Annotated in this window: 10 protein-coding genes and 4 tRNA genes; 2 read left to right on the top strand and 12 right to left on the bottom strand. The window is 42.8% G+C overall.

The features are described 5' to 3' along the window. Positions 1-27: 27 nt before the first annotated feature. The 4 genes from AB4153_RS20505 to AB4153_RS20490 form a co-directional block, all read right to left on the bottom strand. Positions 28-104 (bottom strand) — tRNA-Pro (locus AB4153_RS20505). Positions 105-265: 161 nt separating this feature from the next. Continuing rightward, positions 266-342: transfer RNA gene (locus AB4153_RS20500), tRNA-Pro, on the bottom strand. A gap of 30 nt (positions 343-372) precedes the next feature. Continuing rightward, positions 373-448 (bottom strand) — tRNA-His (locus AB4153_RS20495). A gap of 35 nt (positions 449-483) precedes the next feature. Continuing rightward, a tRNA-Arg gene (locus tag AB4153_RS20490) sits at positions 484-560 on the bottom strand. A gap of 207 nt (positions 561-767) precedes the next feature. On the opposite strand from AB4153_RS20490, the gene AB4153_RS20485 reads away from it, so the two are divergent. After that, positions 768-3416 (top strand): diguanylate cyclase domain-containing protein, encoded by a 2649-nt coding sequence (locus tag AB4153_RS20485; protein ID WP_371998515.1) that lies wholly within the window; start codon positions 768-770, stop codon positions 3414-3416. A gap of 117 nt (positions 3417-3533) precedes the next feature. Here the strand turns inward: AB4153_RS20485 and rep are convergent, their stop codons facing one another. Further along, positions 3534-5546 (bottom strand): DNA helicase Rep, encoded by a 2013-nt coding sequence (rep, locus tag AB4153_RS20480; RefSeq protein WP_102529579.1) that lies wholly within the window; start codon positions 5544-5546, stop codon positions 3534-3536. 267 nt (positions 5547-5813) lie between these two features. Here rep and ubiK point away from each other — a divergent pair, with 267 nt between their 5' ends. Next, positions 5814-6068, top strand: a complete 255-nt coding sequence (ubiK, locus tag AB4153_RS20475; RefSeq protein ID WP_102529550.1) for a ubiquinone biosynthesis accessory factor UbiK — start codon at positions 5814-5816, stop codon at positions 6066-6068. A 111-nt stretch (positions 6069-6179) separates the two neighbouring features. Here ubiK and AB4153_RS20470 read toward each other — a convergent pair whose 3' ends face one another. The 7 genes from AB4153_RS20470 to ilvC form a co-directional block, all read right to left on the bottom strand. Then, on the bottom strand, positions 6180-7334 hold the full coding sequence (locus AB4153_RS20470) for an alanine--glyoxylate aminotransferase family protein (protein WP_102529551.1): 1155 nt from the start codon (positions 7332-7334) through the stop codon (positions 6180-6182). Between the two features lie 263 nt (positions 7335-7597). Continuing rightward, a complete protein-coding gene (gene ilvA, locus AB4153_RS20465; RefSeq protein ID WP_371998514.1) occupies positions 7598-9136 on the bottom strand; it encodes a threonine ammonia-lyase, biosynthetic in 1539 nt (512 codons plus the stop codon). Between the two features lie 118 nt (positions 9137-9254). Beyond that, entirely contained in the window at positions 9255-11114 is a 1860-nt protein-coding gene (ilvD, locus tag AB4153_RS20460) for a dihydroxy-acid dehydratase (RefSeq protein ID WP_229372205.1), read from the bottom strand. A 115-nt stretch (positions 11115-11229) separates the two neighbouring features. Further along, the gene (locus AB4153_RS20455; protein ID WP_102529554.1) at positions 11230-12165 is read right to left on the bottom strand and encodes a branched-chain amino acid transaminase; all 936 of its coding nucleotides are present in this window, start codon (positions 12163-12165) and stop codon (positions 11230-11232) included. A 31-nt stretch (positions 12166-12196) separates the two neighbouring features. Continuing rightward, complete coding sequence (ilvM, locus tag AB4153_RS20450; protein WP_229372208.1) at positions 12197-12472, bottom strand: acetolactate synthase 2 small subunit; 276 nt, start codon at positions 12470-12472, stop codon at positions 12197-12199. Then, on the bottom strand, positions 12469-14154 hold the full coding sequence (ilvG, locus tag AB4153_RS20445; RefSeq protein WP_371998513.1) for an acetolactate synthase 2 catalytic subunit: 1686 nt from the start codon (positions 14152-14154) through the stop codon (positions 12469-12471). Before ilvG ends, ilvM begins: the two co-directional genes overlap by 4 nt. A 571-nt stretch (positions 14155-14725) precedes the next feature. After that, positions 14726-16207 carry a ketol-acid reductoisomerase gene (gene ilvC, locus AB4153_RS20440; protein ID WP_229372212.1) on the bottom strand — a complete coding sequence of 494 codons (1482 nt, stop codon included), beginning with the start codon at positions 16205-16207 and terminating at the stop codon, positions 14726-14728. Positions 16208-16372 lie beyond the last annotated feature (165 nt).

The following is a 16372-nucleotide window of genomic DNA, read 5'->3' as shown; positions in this document are numbered from 1 at the left end:
ACTCATTGAGTGGCTTTTTTGTTTATGTGGTCGGTGATAGAGGATTCGAACCTCTGACCCTCTCGTCCCAAACGAGATGCGCTACCGGGCTGCGCTAATCACCGAAAATCTGCTCTGATATTTGAGTCTTAAGAGGAAATCCTCTGCTCCACTCTGAAAGAGTGAGTGAAACGTTATCAAATGACGTTATTCACTGGATGTAACATTTATACGGTAGGCCAATTTGATAGGATCAAAATAAATCACTAATTGGATTACTAAAATTTGGTCGGTGATAGAGGATTCGAACCTCTGACCCTCTCGTCCCAAACGAGATGCGCTACCGGGCTGCGCTAATCACCGAGATATTCTATAAATAGAATGTAGATTGAATGGGGTGACTGATGGGGCTCGAACCCACGACAACCGGAATCACAATCCGGGGCTCTACCAACTGAGCTACAATCACCACTGATTTCAATCTTGCTAACGAACGTTACCGAATGGTGCGCCCAGAAGGATTCGAACCTTCGGCCTTACCCTCCGGAGGGGTACGCTCTATCCAGCTGAGCTATGGGCGCTCGCCTTGGTTAGCGACGCACATAATAGGGATAAATCACCTTCACGTCCACCTTTGTTTATAACTTTTTTGTTCGTTTGCTCAAGTTTTGAGTAAATTGTGATGTTTTTAAGCATTTTTCATTTTAAACTCTTGATAGTTCCCTTTATCGAGGAACTTTCATATACTCAAAGATGGTTATATTTCTCGAAAGGATTGAGGGAGCATCATGGAAAAGGGAAGACTCCCTTCTAATAGTTGTAAAAATATCGAGCACCTTCAAAGAAGGGTATCGAGGCTTAGGCGCTTAGCAACAAAGTATAAACGCGCTGAAATCATTCAAAATGCCTTATTAGAGATTTCCAACATTGCGACCCATGTGGTTTCACTTGATGCTTTTTATCAAGGTGTCCACAATCATCTGCAAAGTTTAATTCCTGCTGATAATTTTTTTATTGCTTCAATAGATCGTGAAACAGGTAACATCACTTTACCTTTTTTTGCCGATGAAAAAGACTCCCACCCTTCTGAACTGTATCCTGATGAGGAATTATCTTCTCTATTAGAGCGCGGGATCACCGGTTATGTCTTAAAAACAGGTGAGCCACTCTTTTGTGATGCCCAGCGATTTGATCAGCTGGTGTCACAAGGTTTCATTGATGACCTCGGCTCTGCTTGTTTGCAGTGGCTTGGGGTACCAATCAAACATAATAATATTGTCTCAGGTGTACTCGTAGTTCAAAGTTACAGTAACGATATTAGTTACGGCGAACTTGAGCTCGAATTGATGGGATTTATTTGTCACCATATTTCTGGGGTGATGGAACGCTTGCGCCATAACGAAGAGCTTGAAATCGCCATTGTTCAGCGCACCAAAGAACTGAGCAAAGCGTACGATAAAGTGAAGCTCGAAGTTCAAGAAAGAATGAAAGCGGAAAAGTTACAAAAGTCGTTATTCCAAATAGCCGACCTTTCAGCATCAGATGTCAGTGAAGCTGACTTTTACCCCAAAATCCATCAAGTCATTAGCCAATTACTTCCGGCAGAGAACTGCTTTATCTCACTCGTGCATAAAGCCTCACAAACCTTGTCTTTTCCTTTTTATGTCTCGCAAATGAGTAGTGAGCCGCCAAAGCCTAGGGCGATGCAAGATGGTTTAACCGAATTTATTTTAAAACACAAACAACCCAAACTTCTTAGCCAACAAGATATTCAAGACATGATCCATGCGGGTGAGATCTATGGCACCAATCCAGCGCTAAACCATACTCAAACCATGAAACAATGGATTGGTATTCCATTATTTATCCATGGCGAGGTTGCTGGCGGCTTAACTATTTACAGCCTGACAGATCAGAACTCTTATGCAGCAAGAGATTTAGAACTGCTGACATTTGTCTCTCAACATATTGCCAATGCCATTGAACGTAAATTCGCTGTTGAACAATTAAAACGTAGCCATGAATTATTAGAAGATAAAGTAGAAAAACGCACCAAGGCCATCGCTGAAATGAATGACAATTTACAACGTCAAATCATGCAGCGAAAAAAAATGGAAGCGCAACTGGTATACGATGCTAAACACGATAACTTAACTGGTTTACCTAATCGTAGCTTCTTTATGGAACGATTAACTCAAGCCATCAAACATATACGTCGCCACCCAAAAGAACAGTTTGCCTTACTCTTTATTGATTTAGATGGGTTTAAGCAAATCAATGACACTCTAGGCCATTTAGAAGGCGACAGGTTCTTAATCGAAACCTCTACGCGCCTTAAGTTATGTATTCGCGAAAACGATACCTTAGCGCGTCTCGGTGGCGATGAATTTGTCATTCTATTAGATTCAATCCACCAGCATAAAGATGCAGAAGATGTCTGCGAGCGAATATTAGAGACCATTTCAGAACCATACACTTTAGCGCAGCAGCAAGTGATTTCAGGTGCCAGTATTGGGGTTGCATTCAGTTGTGTGGCTTCATCAGATACTAGCGAATCTATCTTAAGAAATGCAGATACGGCAATGTATCAAGCAAAATCAAAAGGCAAAGGTTGTTACGTGATATTTGATAGACAAACTGAATATCATTTCAATCAACGCATTGAATTAGAGCAAGATTTTTTAAATGCCATAGAACAAAATGACATTGTGGTTGAATTAACCCCTGTAGTGTCTTTTGATGACAAAGAGATCATAGCTTATGAGCCTATTAGTTATTGGCAGCATCCTTCTCAAGGCATAATCGATAACGAGCAACTCACTTCACTTGCTAACCAAACTCAAACCATGACGATGTTAGATGATTATATTTTTAAGTATATCGATGAACATTATCAGGCTCTCGCCAATGGTCTAGGTGACAAAATACAAATACATATGCCGCTTTCAAGTCAGCATATTAAGCATAAATATGGACTGCGCAGCTTACGGAATACCATCAAGCGCAGCAAAATTTGTGCATCTAAACTGTGGGTGTTTTTTAACGAGAAAGCCTTTGTTCAAGACAGCACCAACCATATTAGCGCCTTCGAATCACTATCAGAACTTGGTATCAATATTGGCATTAATGGCTACGGCACCGGATATAGCTCATTAAGTAGTTTGAGCTTCTTACCAATTAAAGCCTTAAAACTCGATGCCGATATCAGCCAACACTTAGTCAACGATAAGCAATTGCAGCTAGCAAAAGCCTACCAGCTGATTGCAACAACATTGGGCTTTAAGATTTTTGCAGAAGGTGTAGACACTCAAAAGCAAAAACAGATATTAGAAGAGTTAGGTTACATTCAGGGTCAAGGTCAGGTATTTTCACTGGTAAACTTAGTGTTAACTCAACATAGCGAAGGGGTCGATATCGCTGAGTTAACCCAAGCTTAATGCATTACGTTGCTTGCTAAGCTGATTGAGCCAAGACTCATTTTTTAACCAATAGCACAACTCATAAGCCATAAGCCATAAGCCATAAGCCATAAGGCGAGTATTGAAGAGATATTGCTATTTTTTAAACATATCTCGAATATTAGCAATATTGGTTTTAGCGGATTGCGCTTTTTCTTGCTCAGTTTGTTTTGGCTTACGGTTTTCCCAAATCAAATCATCTTGCGGTAATTCCAGCAAAAATCTGCTGGGTTCGCAGCGCATGGTTTCACCAAACTGGCGACGTTCGCGGCACATAGTAAACCATAACTCTTTTTGTGCACGTGTAATGCCCACATAAGCTAAACGGCGCTCTTCATCAACATTATCCTCATCGATGCTCGATTGATGCGGTAAAATACGCTCTTCAGTACCCACCATAAACACATATGGGTACTCCAAGCCTTTTGAAGCATGCAGTGTCATCAATTGAACTTGATCGCCACCTTCATCTTCTTGGTTGCGTTCCATCATGTCACGTAAAGTAAGGCGCGTTACCACTTCTGGTAATGTCATCGGCTCATCTAATTCATCACCTTCCAGCATTTCAGTCACCCAACGGTATAACTCTGAAATATTTTTCATTCGCATTTCAGCCGCTTTGGCACTGGTACTGGTTTCATATAGGTAATCTTCGTAATTTATCTTACGAATAAGCTGTTTAATTGCATCTACAGGTTCACCGCGAGTGGCAATTTCACCGGTATCAACAATAAACTTACCGAACTGATACAGGGAGGCCATTGCCGCTGGCGCTAAATGATGATTAAGCTCTGCCTGAAAAATCGCTTCAAACATCGAGATTTGTTTTTGATTGGCGTAATTACCAAGACGCTCAAGCGTTGCGGGGCCAATACCACGCTTAGGCAAATTTACCACACGTAAAAATGCATTGTCATCATCAGGGTTCACTACTAAACGTAAGTAAGCCATGATGTCTTTAATTTCTGCGCGGGCGAAAAACGACGTACCACCAGATAACTTGTAAGGGATCCGGTTGGTCATTAAGGCGCGCTCTAACAGCCTTGATTGATGGTTACCTCGATACAAGATCGCATAATCACCAAATTTAGTTTTGCCCATAAACTTATGACGAACTATCTCAGCGATAACACGTTCGGCCTCTTGCTCTTCATTGGCGGCAAACAGCACTCTGAGCGGCTCACCGTAAGCGAGTTCACTGAACAGTTTTTTATCGTAAACATGGGGGTTGTTAGCAATCAGGATATTCGCTGCACGCAAAATTCGTTGGCTAGAACGGTAATTTTGCTCTAACTTGATTAAGCGTAATTGCGGGAAGTCTTTGCCCAATAACACCAAGTTTTGTGGTTTAGCACCACGCCACGAATAAATGGATTGGTCATCATCACCTACCACGGTAAAACGAGCTCGTTCACCCACTAATAGCTTCACCAATTCATATTGGCTGGTATTGGTATCTTGATATTCATCCACAAGCAAGTACTGAAAACGAGTTTGCCAACGAGTGCGCACTTCTTCATTGTTACGTAATAATAATGTCGGCAGCAAAATAAGATCATCAAAATCTAGCGCATTGTAAGCTTTCATGTGCTGAGCGTAGCGTTGATATAATTTAGCAAATAATTGCGTTTGTTCATCACCGCCACGTTTAAGCGCTTGATCAGGAATGACTAAGTCGCCTTTCCAATTAGAAATGGCACTGGCAAGGGCTTTAATGAGATCTTTATCTTCTTCAAGCTCATCTTCAGTAAGCTCTTTAAGCAGTGCAAAGGTATCTTGATCATCAAACAGCGAAAAGCCTGCTTTTAAACCGACCACTTTATGCTCACGCTTGATGATCTCTAACCCCAGCGTATGGAATGTAGAGATCCATAATCCACGAGCTTCTTTGCGTCCCATCGATTGTGAAACACGCTCTTTCATTTCACGCGCAGCTTTATTGGTAAAAGTCACAGCGGCAATATTGCGCGCCTTGTAGCCACACTTTTCGACTAAGTATTCAATTTTGTTAATAATTACCCGAGTTTTACCACTGCCTGCCCCTGCTAATACTAAACAAGGTCCAGAAACATAGTGAACGGCATCATTTTGCCCAGGATTTAACTTCATGCTGTCGACTTTACCAATAACGAAAATAAACGGAGTGCGATCATACCAGAAAGCAGCGATCGACAATGATTAAATTCAACGATATCACTATTCGGTTAACCCTTAAGGCGATTCGATCGAAAGCGGCATAGCAAGCGTATTGATTATCAAGCTCTCCCCTGCAATGTTAGAACCATCACACAAGCTGAGCGATAACTTTGGACATGCAGACGGGCTCAGGTACAATTAACTCATAAACAAGAAACCTAATTGAAGATGGTATTGACGATGATTAATCCAAAAAAACTTGAAGAAGTTGCTAAGCAGCTGAGTGATAACCTTCCTAGTGGTGTAAAGCAATTTGCAGGCGAATTCGAAGAGCGTTCAAAGCAAGTTTTACAAAGCCAACTAATGAAATTAGATGTCGTTTCTCGTGAAGAGTTTGAAGTTCAGCAGCACGTGTTACTAAAAACCCGTGAAAAACTCGAAGCATTACAAGCTCAAGTTGAAGAATTAGAAAAAAAGCTTTCAGCTGACGCATAACTCCAGCTGATAGTAGATTCAATTAACGATAAAACAAAAATGGCATCCTAGGATGCCATTTTTTTATGCTCACTTAGCGAAGTTAATCTCTAATTAAGTGCAGATGAAGTGCTAATTAAGCACTTCATCTAATGCGCGCAAACATAAAGCGACGTTTTCGCGACGGGCAGCATACCCCATCAAACCGATTCGCCAAGCTTTACCAGCCAGAGCACCCAATCCTGCACCGATTTCAAGATTATAATTTTCCAGTAATTGCTTTCTCACTAACGCATCATCTGCGCCCTGTGGAATGTATACTGCGTTCAGCTGTGGTAAACGACACGACTCATCAACAACAAAATTCAATCCTAATTGTTCAAGGCCACTGCGTAATAATTGATGCATATCAGCATGACGCTGCCATGCATTTTCTAAGCCTTCAGTGGCGAGTAGTCGTAATGACTCATGCAATGCATATAGTGCATTCACTGGCGCAGTATGGTGGTAGCTTCGTTTAGCACCGCTGTCTTTATTACCCCAATAGCCCATCACTAAAGTTTGATCTAAAAACCAACTTTGCACAGGCGTAGTTCGACTTTTGATTTTCGCGACGGCTTTATCAGAAAATGACACAGGTGAAATACCTGGTACACATGAAAGACACTTCTGACTACCAGAATATATGGCGTCAATGCCCCATTCATCAACACGTAGCTCAACACCACCTAGCGAGGTCACAGCATCAACGATTGAAATACAATCATGTTGCTGCGCTAAAGCACATAAGCTTTTAGCGTCAGATAATGCGCCGGTTGAGGTTTCAGCATGCACAAATGCGAGAAACTTAGCATCAGGGTTCGCTTTCAGCGCTGCTTCTACGGCCTCGACAGAAACGGGTTCGCCCCACTCGTTATCGACGACAACAGCAGTGGCACCCACACGTTCAACGTTTTGGCGCATACGCTCGCCAAAGACACCATTACGACAAACAATGACTTTTTCGCCAGCTTCAACCAAGTTAACAAAACACGTTTCCATTCCCGCACTGCCAGGTGCAGACACGGCTAAGGTCATTTCGTTTTCAGTTTGAAAGGCGTATTGAATAAGGGACTTTAACTCATCCATCATTGCGACAAATAATGGGTCTAAATGACCGATGGTGGGCTTAGCTTGTGCAGCAAGTACTTCTGGATACACGTCAGAAGGGCCTGGCCCCATTAGCGTGCGACGTGGTGGATTAAAAGCATTAATACTTGGTGCAGAAATTGTTGGTACAGATAACATCAAAGTCTCCTTGGCTCGAGGTCAATTTGTAATAGCTCAATGAAACCTACATTTTTAATTTTATTTAACGCCACCGAATATTATCTCGTTTGTGGCTATTGCCTCTTTGGGCTGAAATGACAATAACACACAGATAGGCCAAAAGGCGCTATCCACATGAAATTTATTAGCTAAAAAGCCTTTTTAGTACTTATCTCACCCCAAATAAAAATAGCTTCCCGAAGAAGCTATTTTGATGAGTCAAGATGATGAAAAAGGTGAGACTAATGCTGACCTGAACTTAAAAAGAGCTGATAAGCAGGGCTATGAGTTTCTTCTTGATAAACAAAACCTAAATCAGTCAAAAACTGGGCGAATGCCGCCTCATCTGAAGCGGGTACTTCAAACCCCGCCAATACACGACCAAATGCTGCGCCATGATTACGGTAATGGAATAAGCTGATATTCCATTGGCTTTGAAGCGTGGTTAAAAACTTAAGTAACGCCCCTGGGTGCTCTGGAAACTCAAAGCTAAACAAGCGCTCATTTAACGGCTCAGGTGGGCGACCACCGACCATATAGCGCACATGAAGCTTGGCGGTTTCATCTTCAGATAAATCCTGAACCTGAAAACCTTCAGCTTCTAAGTTGGTAATAATCTCATCTAACTCAGCTTGGCCTTGGCTAATGCGAATACCTGCAAACACCACTGCGCTGTCACGACTATTAAAACGATAGTTAAACTCTGTCATTGCCCGTTTATTGAGAATCTGGCAAAAACGTAAAAAGCTGCCCGGTTTTTCAGGCACTTTTACTGCTAACACGGCTTCTTTTTGTTCACCCAACTCACAGCGCTCAGACACATAACGTAAACTATGAAAGTTGACATTGGCGCCACTTAATATCGCCGCAACCTTCTCACCTTTGCCCGCTTCTTTTGGATGCTGCTGTATGTATTTTTTAAGCCCAGCAACAGACAATGCACCTGCGGGTTCTGATATAGCGCGGGTATCTTCAAAAATATCTTTAACCGCTGCGCAGATTTCATCTGATGTTACCGTTATGACCTCATCGACATAATCTTTCGCGACTCTGAAAGGTTCCTCACCAATGCGTTTTACTGCTACGCCATCAGCAAATAAGCCAACTTGCGATAATGTCACTGGCTCTCCAGCTTCCATGGCCGCTTTTAAACAAGCGGCATCTTCAGGTTCAACACCGACAATTTTAACTTGAGGCATCACCGCTTTGTAATAAGCTGCAATACCTGCAATTAATCCACCACCACCTACTGGTACAAATACGGTATCAAGGTCGCGTTGTTGCTGCAGCATTTCTTGGGCAATTGTGCCTTGACCTGCTATCACAGCTTCGTCATCAAACGGGGCTATATATGTGCGATTTTCCGTTTCGGCTAATTGCTTAGCATGCTCGTTTGCTTGATCAAACGCTTCACCAAATAACACCACATTGCCACCGAGTCTTTTTACAGCATCGATTTTAATTTCTGGGGTCGTGCTAGGCATAACAATGACTGCATCAATGCCTCTACTGGCTGCTGACATTGCCACACCTTGAGCATGGTTGCCCGCAGAAGCGCACACCACACCGTCTTTACATTGCTGCGGCGATAGCTGTGACATACGGTTATATGCACCACGCAATTTAAACGAATGCACTGGTTGCATATCTTCACGCTTAAGATAAACCTGACTACCTAAGCGAGCCGATAATTTATTTAAACTCGACAGCGGCGTGACTTTCGCTACGTCGTAAACTGATGACAGCAGCGTTTTTTGCAAATACTCTTGTGCTAAAGACATAGGCTTAATTCCATCAGTGTTGGTTATATTTCAAATGCGCACATTCTTAATACCTTTACATAAGAACATAAGGTTTAGGATAATAAGAATGTGCTGATAATAAGCTTAATCTATTCGCTTAGCCTTCTAACTTACTGCGGTCGCGAATCGCGCCTTTATCGGCACTGGTTGCCAATAAAGCATACGCTTTAAGTGCTAATGACACATAACGCTCACGGCTAACAGGTTTCCACGCTAATGGACCTTTGGCATCCATTGCCGCTTTACGCTTAGCCAGCTCAGCATCCGAAACGGCTAATTTGATACTACGAGATGGAATATCAATCTCAATTTGATCGCCATTTTCAACTAACGCAATGGTGCCACCAGCCGCTGCTTCTGGTGAGATATGGCCAATTGATAATCCAGAAGTCCCACCTGAAAAACGACCATCGGTGATAAGTGCGCATGCTTTACCTAAACCACGGGATTTAAGATAAGTGGTTGGATACAACATTTCTTGCATTCCAGGGCCACCTTTAGGGCCTTCATAACGGATAACAACCACATCACCGGCAACCACTTCACCACCTAAAATGCCATCAACAGCATCGTCTTGGCTTTCGTATATTCTTGCACTACCCGTAAAGGTGAGGTTTTCTTCATCGACACCCGCGGTTTTAACGATACAACCATTTTCAGCCACGTTACCCGATAACACCGCTAAGCCACCTTCTTGGCTAAAAGCGTTTTCACGAGTACGAATACAGCCTTCTTGACGATCATCATCTACGCTATCCCAGTAACAGTCTTGACTGAATGCCGTTTGGGTAGGGATACCTGCAGGACCTGCACTGTAAAAGCGTCTTACATCTGCATCTTGAGTTTGAGCAATATCATATTTGGCTAACACTGACTTTAAGTTTCCACCGTTATCAGCAGCAACATGCGGTACGTCGGTATGTAATAAACCGGCTCGGTCTAATTCACCTAAAATGCCCATCACACCACCAGCACGATGCACATCTTCCATATGATATTTTGGTGTTGAAGGAGCGACTTTACATAAATGTGGCACCAAGCGAGACATTCTATCAATGTCATCCATGGTGAAATCGACTTCACCTTCTTGCGCTGCAGCAATCAAATGTAAAACGGTATTAGATGAACCACCCATAGCGATATCCAATGCCATCGCGTTTTCGAATGACTTAAATGAAGCGATATTACGTGGCAAAACACTGTCATCGTCATCACGATAATAACGGGTCGCAAGATCCATAACGCGGCGACCGGCTTCTAAAAATAGGTTACGACGAGCTGCGTGTGTGGCAAGAAGAGAACCATTACCAGGCAAAGACAGACCTAATGCTTCAGTTAAGCAGTTCATTGAGTTCGCAGTGAACATACCTGAACAAGAACCACATGTTGGACAAGCGCTTCGTTCAATTTGCTTGCTGTCTTCATCACTGACATTAGTATCTGCACCTGCCACCATTGCATCGACTAAATCGAGTTTAATGATTTGATCTGAAAGCTTAGTTTTACCCGCTTCCATTGGGCCACCTGACACAAAAACGACGGGAATATTCAGTCTTAACGCCGCCATTAACATGCCAGGAGTAATTTTGTCACAGTTAGAAATACACACTAATGCATCAGCACAATGCGCATTCACCATGTATTCAACACTGTCGGCAATAAGCTCGCGAGAAGGTAGGCTGTAAAGCATGCCGCCGTGACCCATAGCAATACCATCATCGACTGCAATGGTATTGAACTCTTTAGCAATACCACCCGCTTCTTCAATTGCGCCTGCAACCAATTGGCCCATATCTTTTAAATGCACATGCCCCGGAACAAATTGAGTAAACGAGTTTGAAATGGCAATAATTGGTTTACCAAAATCCTTTTCTTTTACACCAGTTGCACGCCATAACGCGCGTGCTCCTGCCATGTTGCGACCTTCGGTACTGGTTGCTGAGCGTAGTTTAGGCATTGTTTTTTCCTTCCTTTGTCATTCCATTATTTTCGATGGAATTGGTCAAATATGGTCATGTTTTGGTAGTTAATAGACTACTCACAGGATTTTTCATTATTATTTGTAGCCAGTTTTATACTGACTTTTTAAGCGGTTCTAGCCAGCCCCATTTATCTTCGGTTTCACCATTAAAGAGGCCAAAAAAACTGCTCTGAACTTGTTTGGTCACTGGGCCGCGTTTACCCGCGCCCACTTCGATACGATCAACACTTCTGACAGGGACAATTTCAGCTGCTGTGCCTGTCATAAAAATCTCGTCTGCAACGTACAAAAACTCACGTGCCATTGCTTCTTCAATCACTTCATAGCCTAAGTCTTTAGCTAATACCATGATGGTATCTCGGGTGATCCCTTTCAAAATGGCCGCTGTTGCTGGCGGGGTATAAATCTTATTGTTTTTAACCACAAATAAGTTAGCCCCTGCGCCTTCACTGACTAAACCGTTGGTATCAAGTGCAATTCCTTCATCAAAGCCATTACGTTTTGCTTCGGTCGAAATTTGCAGTGAAGATAAATAATTCCCCCCCGCTTTAGCGCCTGTAGGAATCGTATTTGGCGCCAAGCGTTGCCATGAAGTGACCGCGACATCAACACCTGCATCCATGCTGTCTTCACCTAGGTATGCTCCCCATGCAAAAGCCGCTACGACCATATCACATTGGGCATCAATTGGCGGGGTGATCCCCATGCCTACATCCCCTAAAAATATTAACGGACGAATATACGCGCTCGGTAAGTTATTACTCATGACTGAGTCATTACAGGCTTGCATCACTTGATCAAAACTATAAGGCACATTCATCCGGTAAATTTTGGCTGAATCAAACAGACGCTGCACATGATCTGTTAACCGAAAACCCGCTGGGCCAAGGTGAGTATCATAAATACGAATGCCTTCAAATACTGACGTGCCGTAATGCATTGCGTGAGTCATCACGTGTACTTTGGCGTTCTGCCAAGGCATGATTTCACCATTAAACCAAATGAGTTCTGATTGTGTCGCAGCCATAATGTTTTCCTTGTTGAATATTGATGAATGGTTAAGCGCTTACTGAAGCTGGTGTTTCAGCTCCAACTGGCACTGTTGAGCTTGTGAGCACTTGGCAATCAAGCACATCAAATAACTTAGTCAGTTGATGTGTTAACAATCCAATCACTCGCTCACTTTCGACATCAAAATTCACTTTTAATGTACTGTCTTCATTTACGGTCATGGTTAATTCTGTCACGGTAAAGCCGCGATGACGTGTCACACGTAAAACACGCTCTAGCACCTCAGGCTGCGGCTTTAATCTTAATTCAACTGCATGCATCATGTTTGCTTCTCCATTTGGTCCATCATGTCACTGTTACATGCCCCTGGTGGGACTAACGGCCATACATTAAACGCATCATCAATAGCGACATGCAGCATAAAAGGCCCTGGGGTTGCGAGCATTTCATCAAGCGCGGCTTCTACTTCTTCAGCGCGATGAATGGTGCGGCCTGGAATATCAAACGCTGATGCCATTAATACAAAATCAGGATTATCGGATAAATCAGTTTCGCTATAACGTTGCTCAAAAAACAATTGCTGCCATTGCTTTACCATGCCTAATTTTTGGTTATCAATAAGCAGTATTTTTACGGGTAATTTACGACGTTTGATGGTGGTAAGTTCTTGTACATTCATCATGAATGAGCCATCACCGGATACCGTTACAACGGTCGCATCAGGTCGAGCAACTTGAGCGCCAATTGCTGCTGGTAAGCCAAACCCCATAGTGCCTAAACCCGCACTAGATAAATGGTCCTCAGGACGGCGGAACCACATGTGCTGCGCCACCCACATTTGGTGCTGCCCAACATCACAACTCACGACACTGTCTTCTGGTAATTTATTAGCTAAGCGGCGTAACATTGCTGGAGCATAGATAAGATCGCCAGGGTGTTGATAATCCCATTGATGCTCACGGTATAAGTCTTCCACTTCTTGTTGCCATTGGGTCAATTCAGTTTGCATATCTAATGATGCTGCAAGGGCGGGTAACACTTGACGGAAATCTGCTGAAATCGCTACATCAGCCTGACGTAGCTTGTTAATTTCGGCAATATCGATATCAAGGTGCAATACTTTGGCGTTTCCAGCAAAAGTGGCTAAACGCCCAGTCACCCGATCATCAAAACGTGCACCGACAACAATCAATAGATCGCATGACTGCACCGCTAAATTTGCCGCTTTGCCACCATGCATGCCTAACATACCAAGGTAACCTTTAGTGCCATGAGCAATGGCGCCTAAGCCTTTCAATGTGGCAACAGATGGAATACCTGTTTTATCAATAAACTGACGCAAATGATCGACCGCGCCAGCCATGCCTACGCCACCACCAACATATAAAATGGGTTTCTTTGCTTGCTGTAATAATTCACGTGCAGCATCTATGGCTGTGACTTTAGGTGCTGGCTCTTCAGTGACAGTCAGTAATGGTGTTTTATACTCAAGCTCAGCTATTTGGATGTCTTTAGGTATATCAACTAATACTGGACCTGGGCGGCCTGAAGCCGCGATTTCAAACGCTTTATATAAGGTTGGAATTAATTCATTAATATCGGTGACCATAAAGCTGTGTTTGGTGCATGATAATGACATCCCCAATACATCGATTTCTTGAAAGGCATCGGTACCAATTACGGCGGTAGAGACTTGGCCAGTTATCGCAACAACAGGCACTGAGTCCAATAGCGCATCAGACAAAGAGGTAATAAGGTTAGTGGCACCGGGTCCTGATGTCGCGAAACACACCCCTGTTTTACCACTTGCTCTAGCATAACCGACTGCGGCAAATGCAGCGCCTTGTTCATGGCGACTCAAAAGGTGTTCTACTGGGTGACCATAGAGTGCATCGTAAATCGGCATAATTGCGCCACCAGGATAACCAAATACCGTGGTCACACCGTGTGCGGCTAAAACTTTGATGACTGCGTCTGCACCACGCATTTTCTGCCCTGATTCCATATTGATACTCTCGTCATTGATCTGCGTTTAAAATTAAATATTTTTTGATAAAGCGACATAGTCACAGTGATTGTTAAATCCCATAAAACAAAAAACCCCCGGTCCTTTCGGAGCGGGGGTTTTTGCAAATTCTGACTATTAACTCAGTCTCGTTGCCAAACGCCACCCCCGCGGTGACTTAATAATCACGACGGTAATAATCACAATAATGAGCTGGGCAGCTTGGTTAAACATAAATAACTGAGTCCTAAAAAATATTTGTTAACTTTTCTGTTAAGTCAGGCTCAGTGCCAGACTTGTTTATAATTCATCCTCTATAGGAGTACCATAAAGTGATTTATAAACACAACAAAAAATCCTGTGTTGTAAAAAAAATTCAGCTTCCCTGCCGAGACAATGCAAACAACAACAAAAATCTAAAGCTATGAAGGTAAGTTTAAATTCATCGGTGAACTTAAATTACCCCCCTAATTTTCAATAGATTGTTTCTACTTATCATTCATTGAAAGTAGATTTGATGCCTGCTCGACAGCCTAGCTGAACAGGTACTTCACAACACAATCAACAAATATTAGCTAGCTTCAACAATACCTTTCATATCAGTCATGTAACCGCGTAACTCTGCACCAATAAACTCAACATCGGTATGACGAATCGCTTCATTCACTTCAATTAAACGCTTGTTATCAACACTGTTTGAGCCTTCTTTAAGGCCAGCGCCAAGTAACTCAGATGACATTGACTTAACGTAATCAGTCAGTAATGGCACAGCTGCGTGGTTGAATAAGTAACAACCATATTCTGCAGTATCAGAGATCACGACGTTCATTTCGTATAAACGTTTACGTGCAATAGTGTTCGCAATAAGTGGCGTTTCATGCAAAGACTCATAATAAGCTGACTCTTCGATGATGCCGGCAGCAACCATTGTATCGAATGCTAATTCCACACCCGCTTTGATCATAGCAACTAAGAAAATGCCTTTATCAAAGTAAGTTTGTTCATCAATGTACTCGTCAGATACAGGTGAGTTTTCAAATGCCGTTTCGTTGGTTTCTGCTCTCCAACGCAATAAGTTTGCATCGTCATTAGCCCAGTCTGCCATCATGGTACGAGAAAACTCACCGCTGATGATGTCATCCATGTGCTTTTCAAATAGTGGCTTAAGAATCACTTTTAATTCTTCAGCAACTTCAAAAGCTTTCACTTTGCCTGGGTTTGATAAACGGTCCATCATGTTAGTGATGCCGCCATGTTTAAGCGCTTCAGTAACCGTTTCCCAACCTTGTTGGATTAACTTTCCTGCGTAGCCTGGCTCAACACCGTCTGCAACCATTTTCTCGTAACCAAGAATGGCACCAGTTTGTAACATGCCACAAAGAATCGTTTGCTCACCCATCAAGTCAGACTTAACTTCAGCGACAAATGAAGACAGTAAAACACCTGCACGATCGCCACCTGTAGCACTTGCATAGGCTTTAGCAATGGCAAGACCATCACCTTTAGGGTCGTTTTCAGGGTGAACAGCGATTAGCGTTGGTACACCAAAACCACGCTTATATTCTTCACGTACTTCAGTACCAGGACACTTAGGTGCAACCATCACAACAGTGATGTCAGGGCGAACCTGCATGCCTTCTTCAACGATATTAAAACCGTGTGAATAAGATAATGTTGAACCTTGCTTCATTAATGGCATAACCGCATTGACAACGTTTGAATGTTGCTTATCTGGGGTTAAGTTCAACACTAAATCTGCATCAGGAATTAATTCTTCGAACGTACCTACTTTGAAACCGTTGTCGGTTGCTTGCTTCCAAGAAGCGCGCTTTTCAGCAATGGCTTGTGGACGTAGCGCAAAAGAAATATTTAAACCTGAGTCACGCATGTTCAGACCTTGGTTTAGGCCTTGTGCCCCACAACCTAAGATCACAATGTTCCAATCTTTGATAAAATTACAACCGTCACTAAACTCGGTACGGTCCATAAAGCGGCATTGTGCCAATTGAGCTAATTGTTGACGTAAATTCAGAGAGTTAAAATAGTTAGCCATCTGAGATACCACCTTTAATTCAGAAATTTGAGACGCAACATTCTGGCAGTCAAAGTGCTCAGAAGTTGTGATTGAAGTCACTATAGCGCATGCTTGTTATTGCTTAAAATGATATATTCGGAACATAACGTTTCATTTTATGCAATACTGGTAAAACCTTATATC

Source organism: Shewanella sp. 10N.286.52.E4 (assembly GCF_041468785.1).
GTDB classification, from domain to species: Bacteria; Pseudomonadota; Gammaproteobacteria; order Enterobacterales; family Shewanellaceae; genus Shewanella; species Shewanella electrodiphila.
This window is presented reverse-complemented; position numbering and strand designations above follow the sequence as displayed.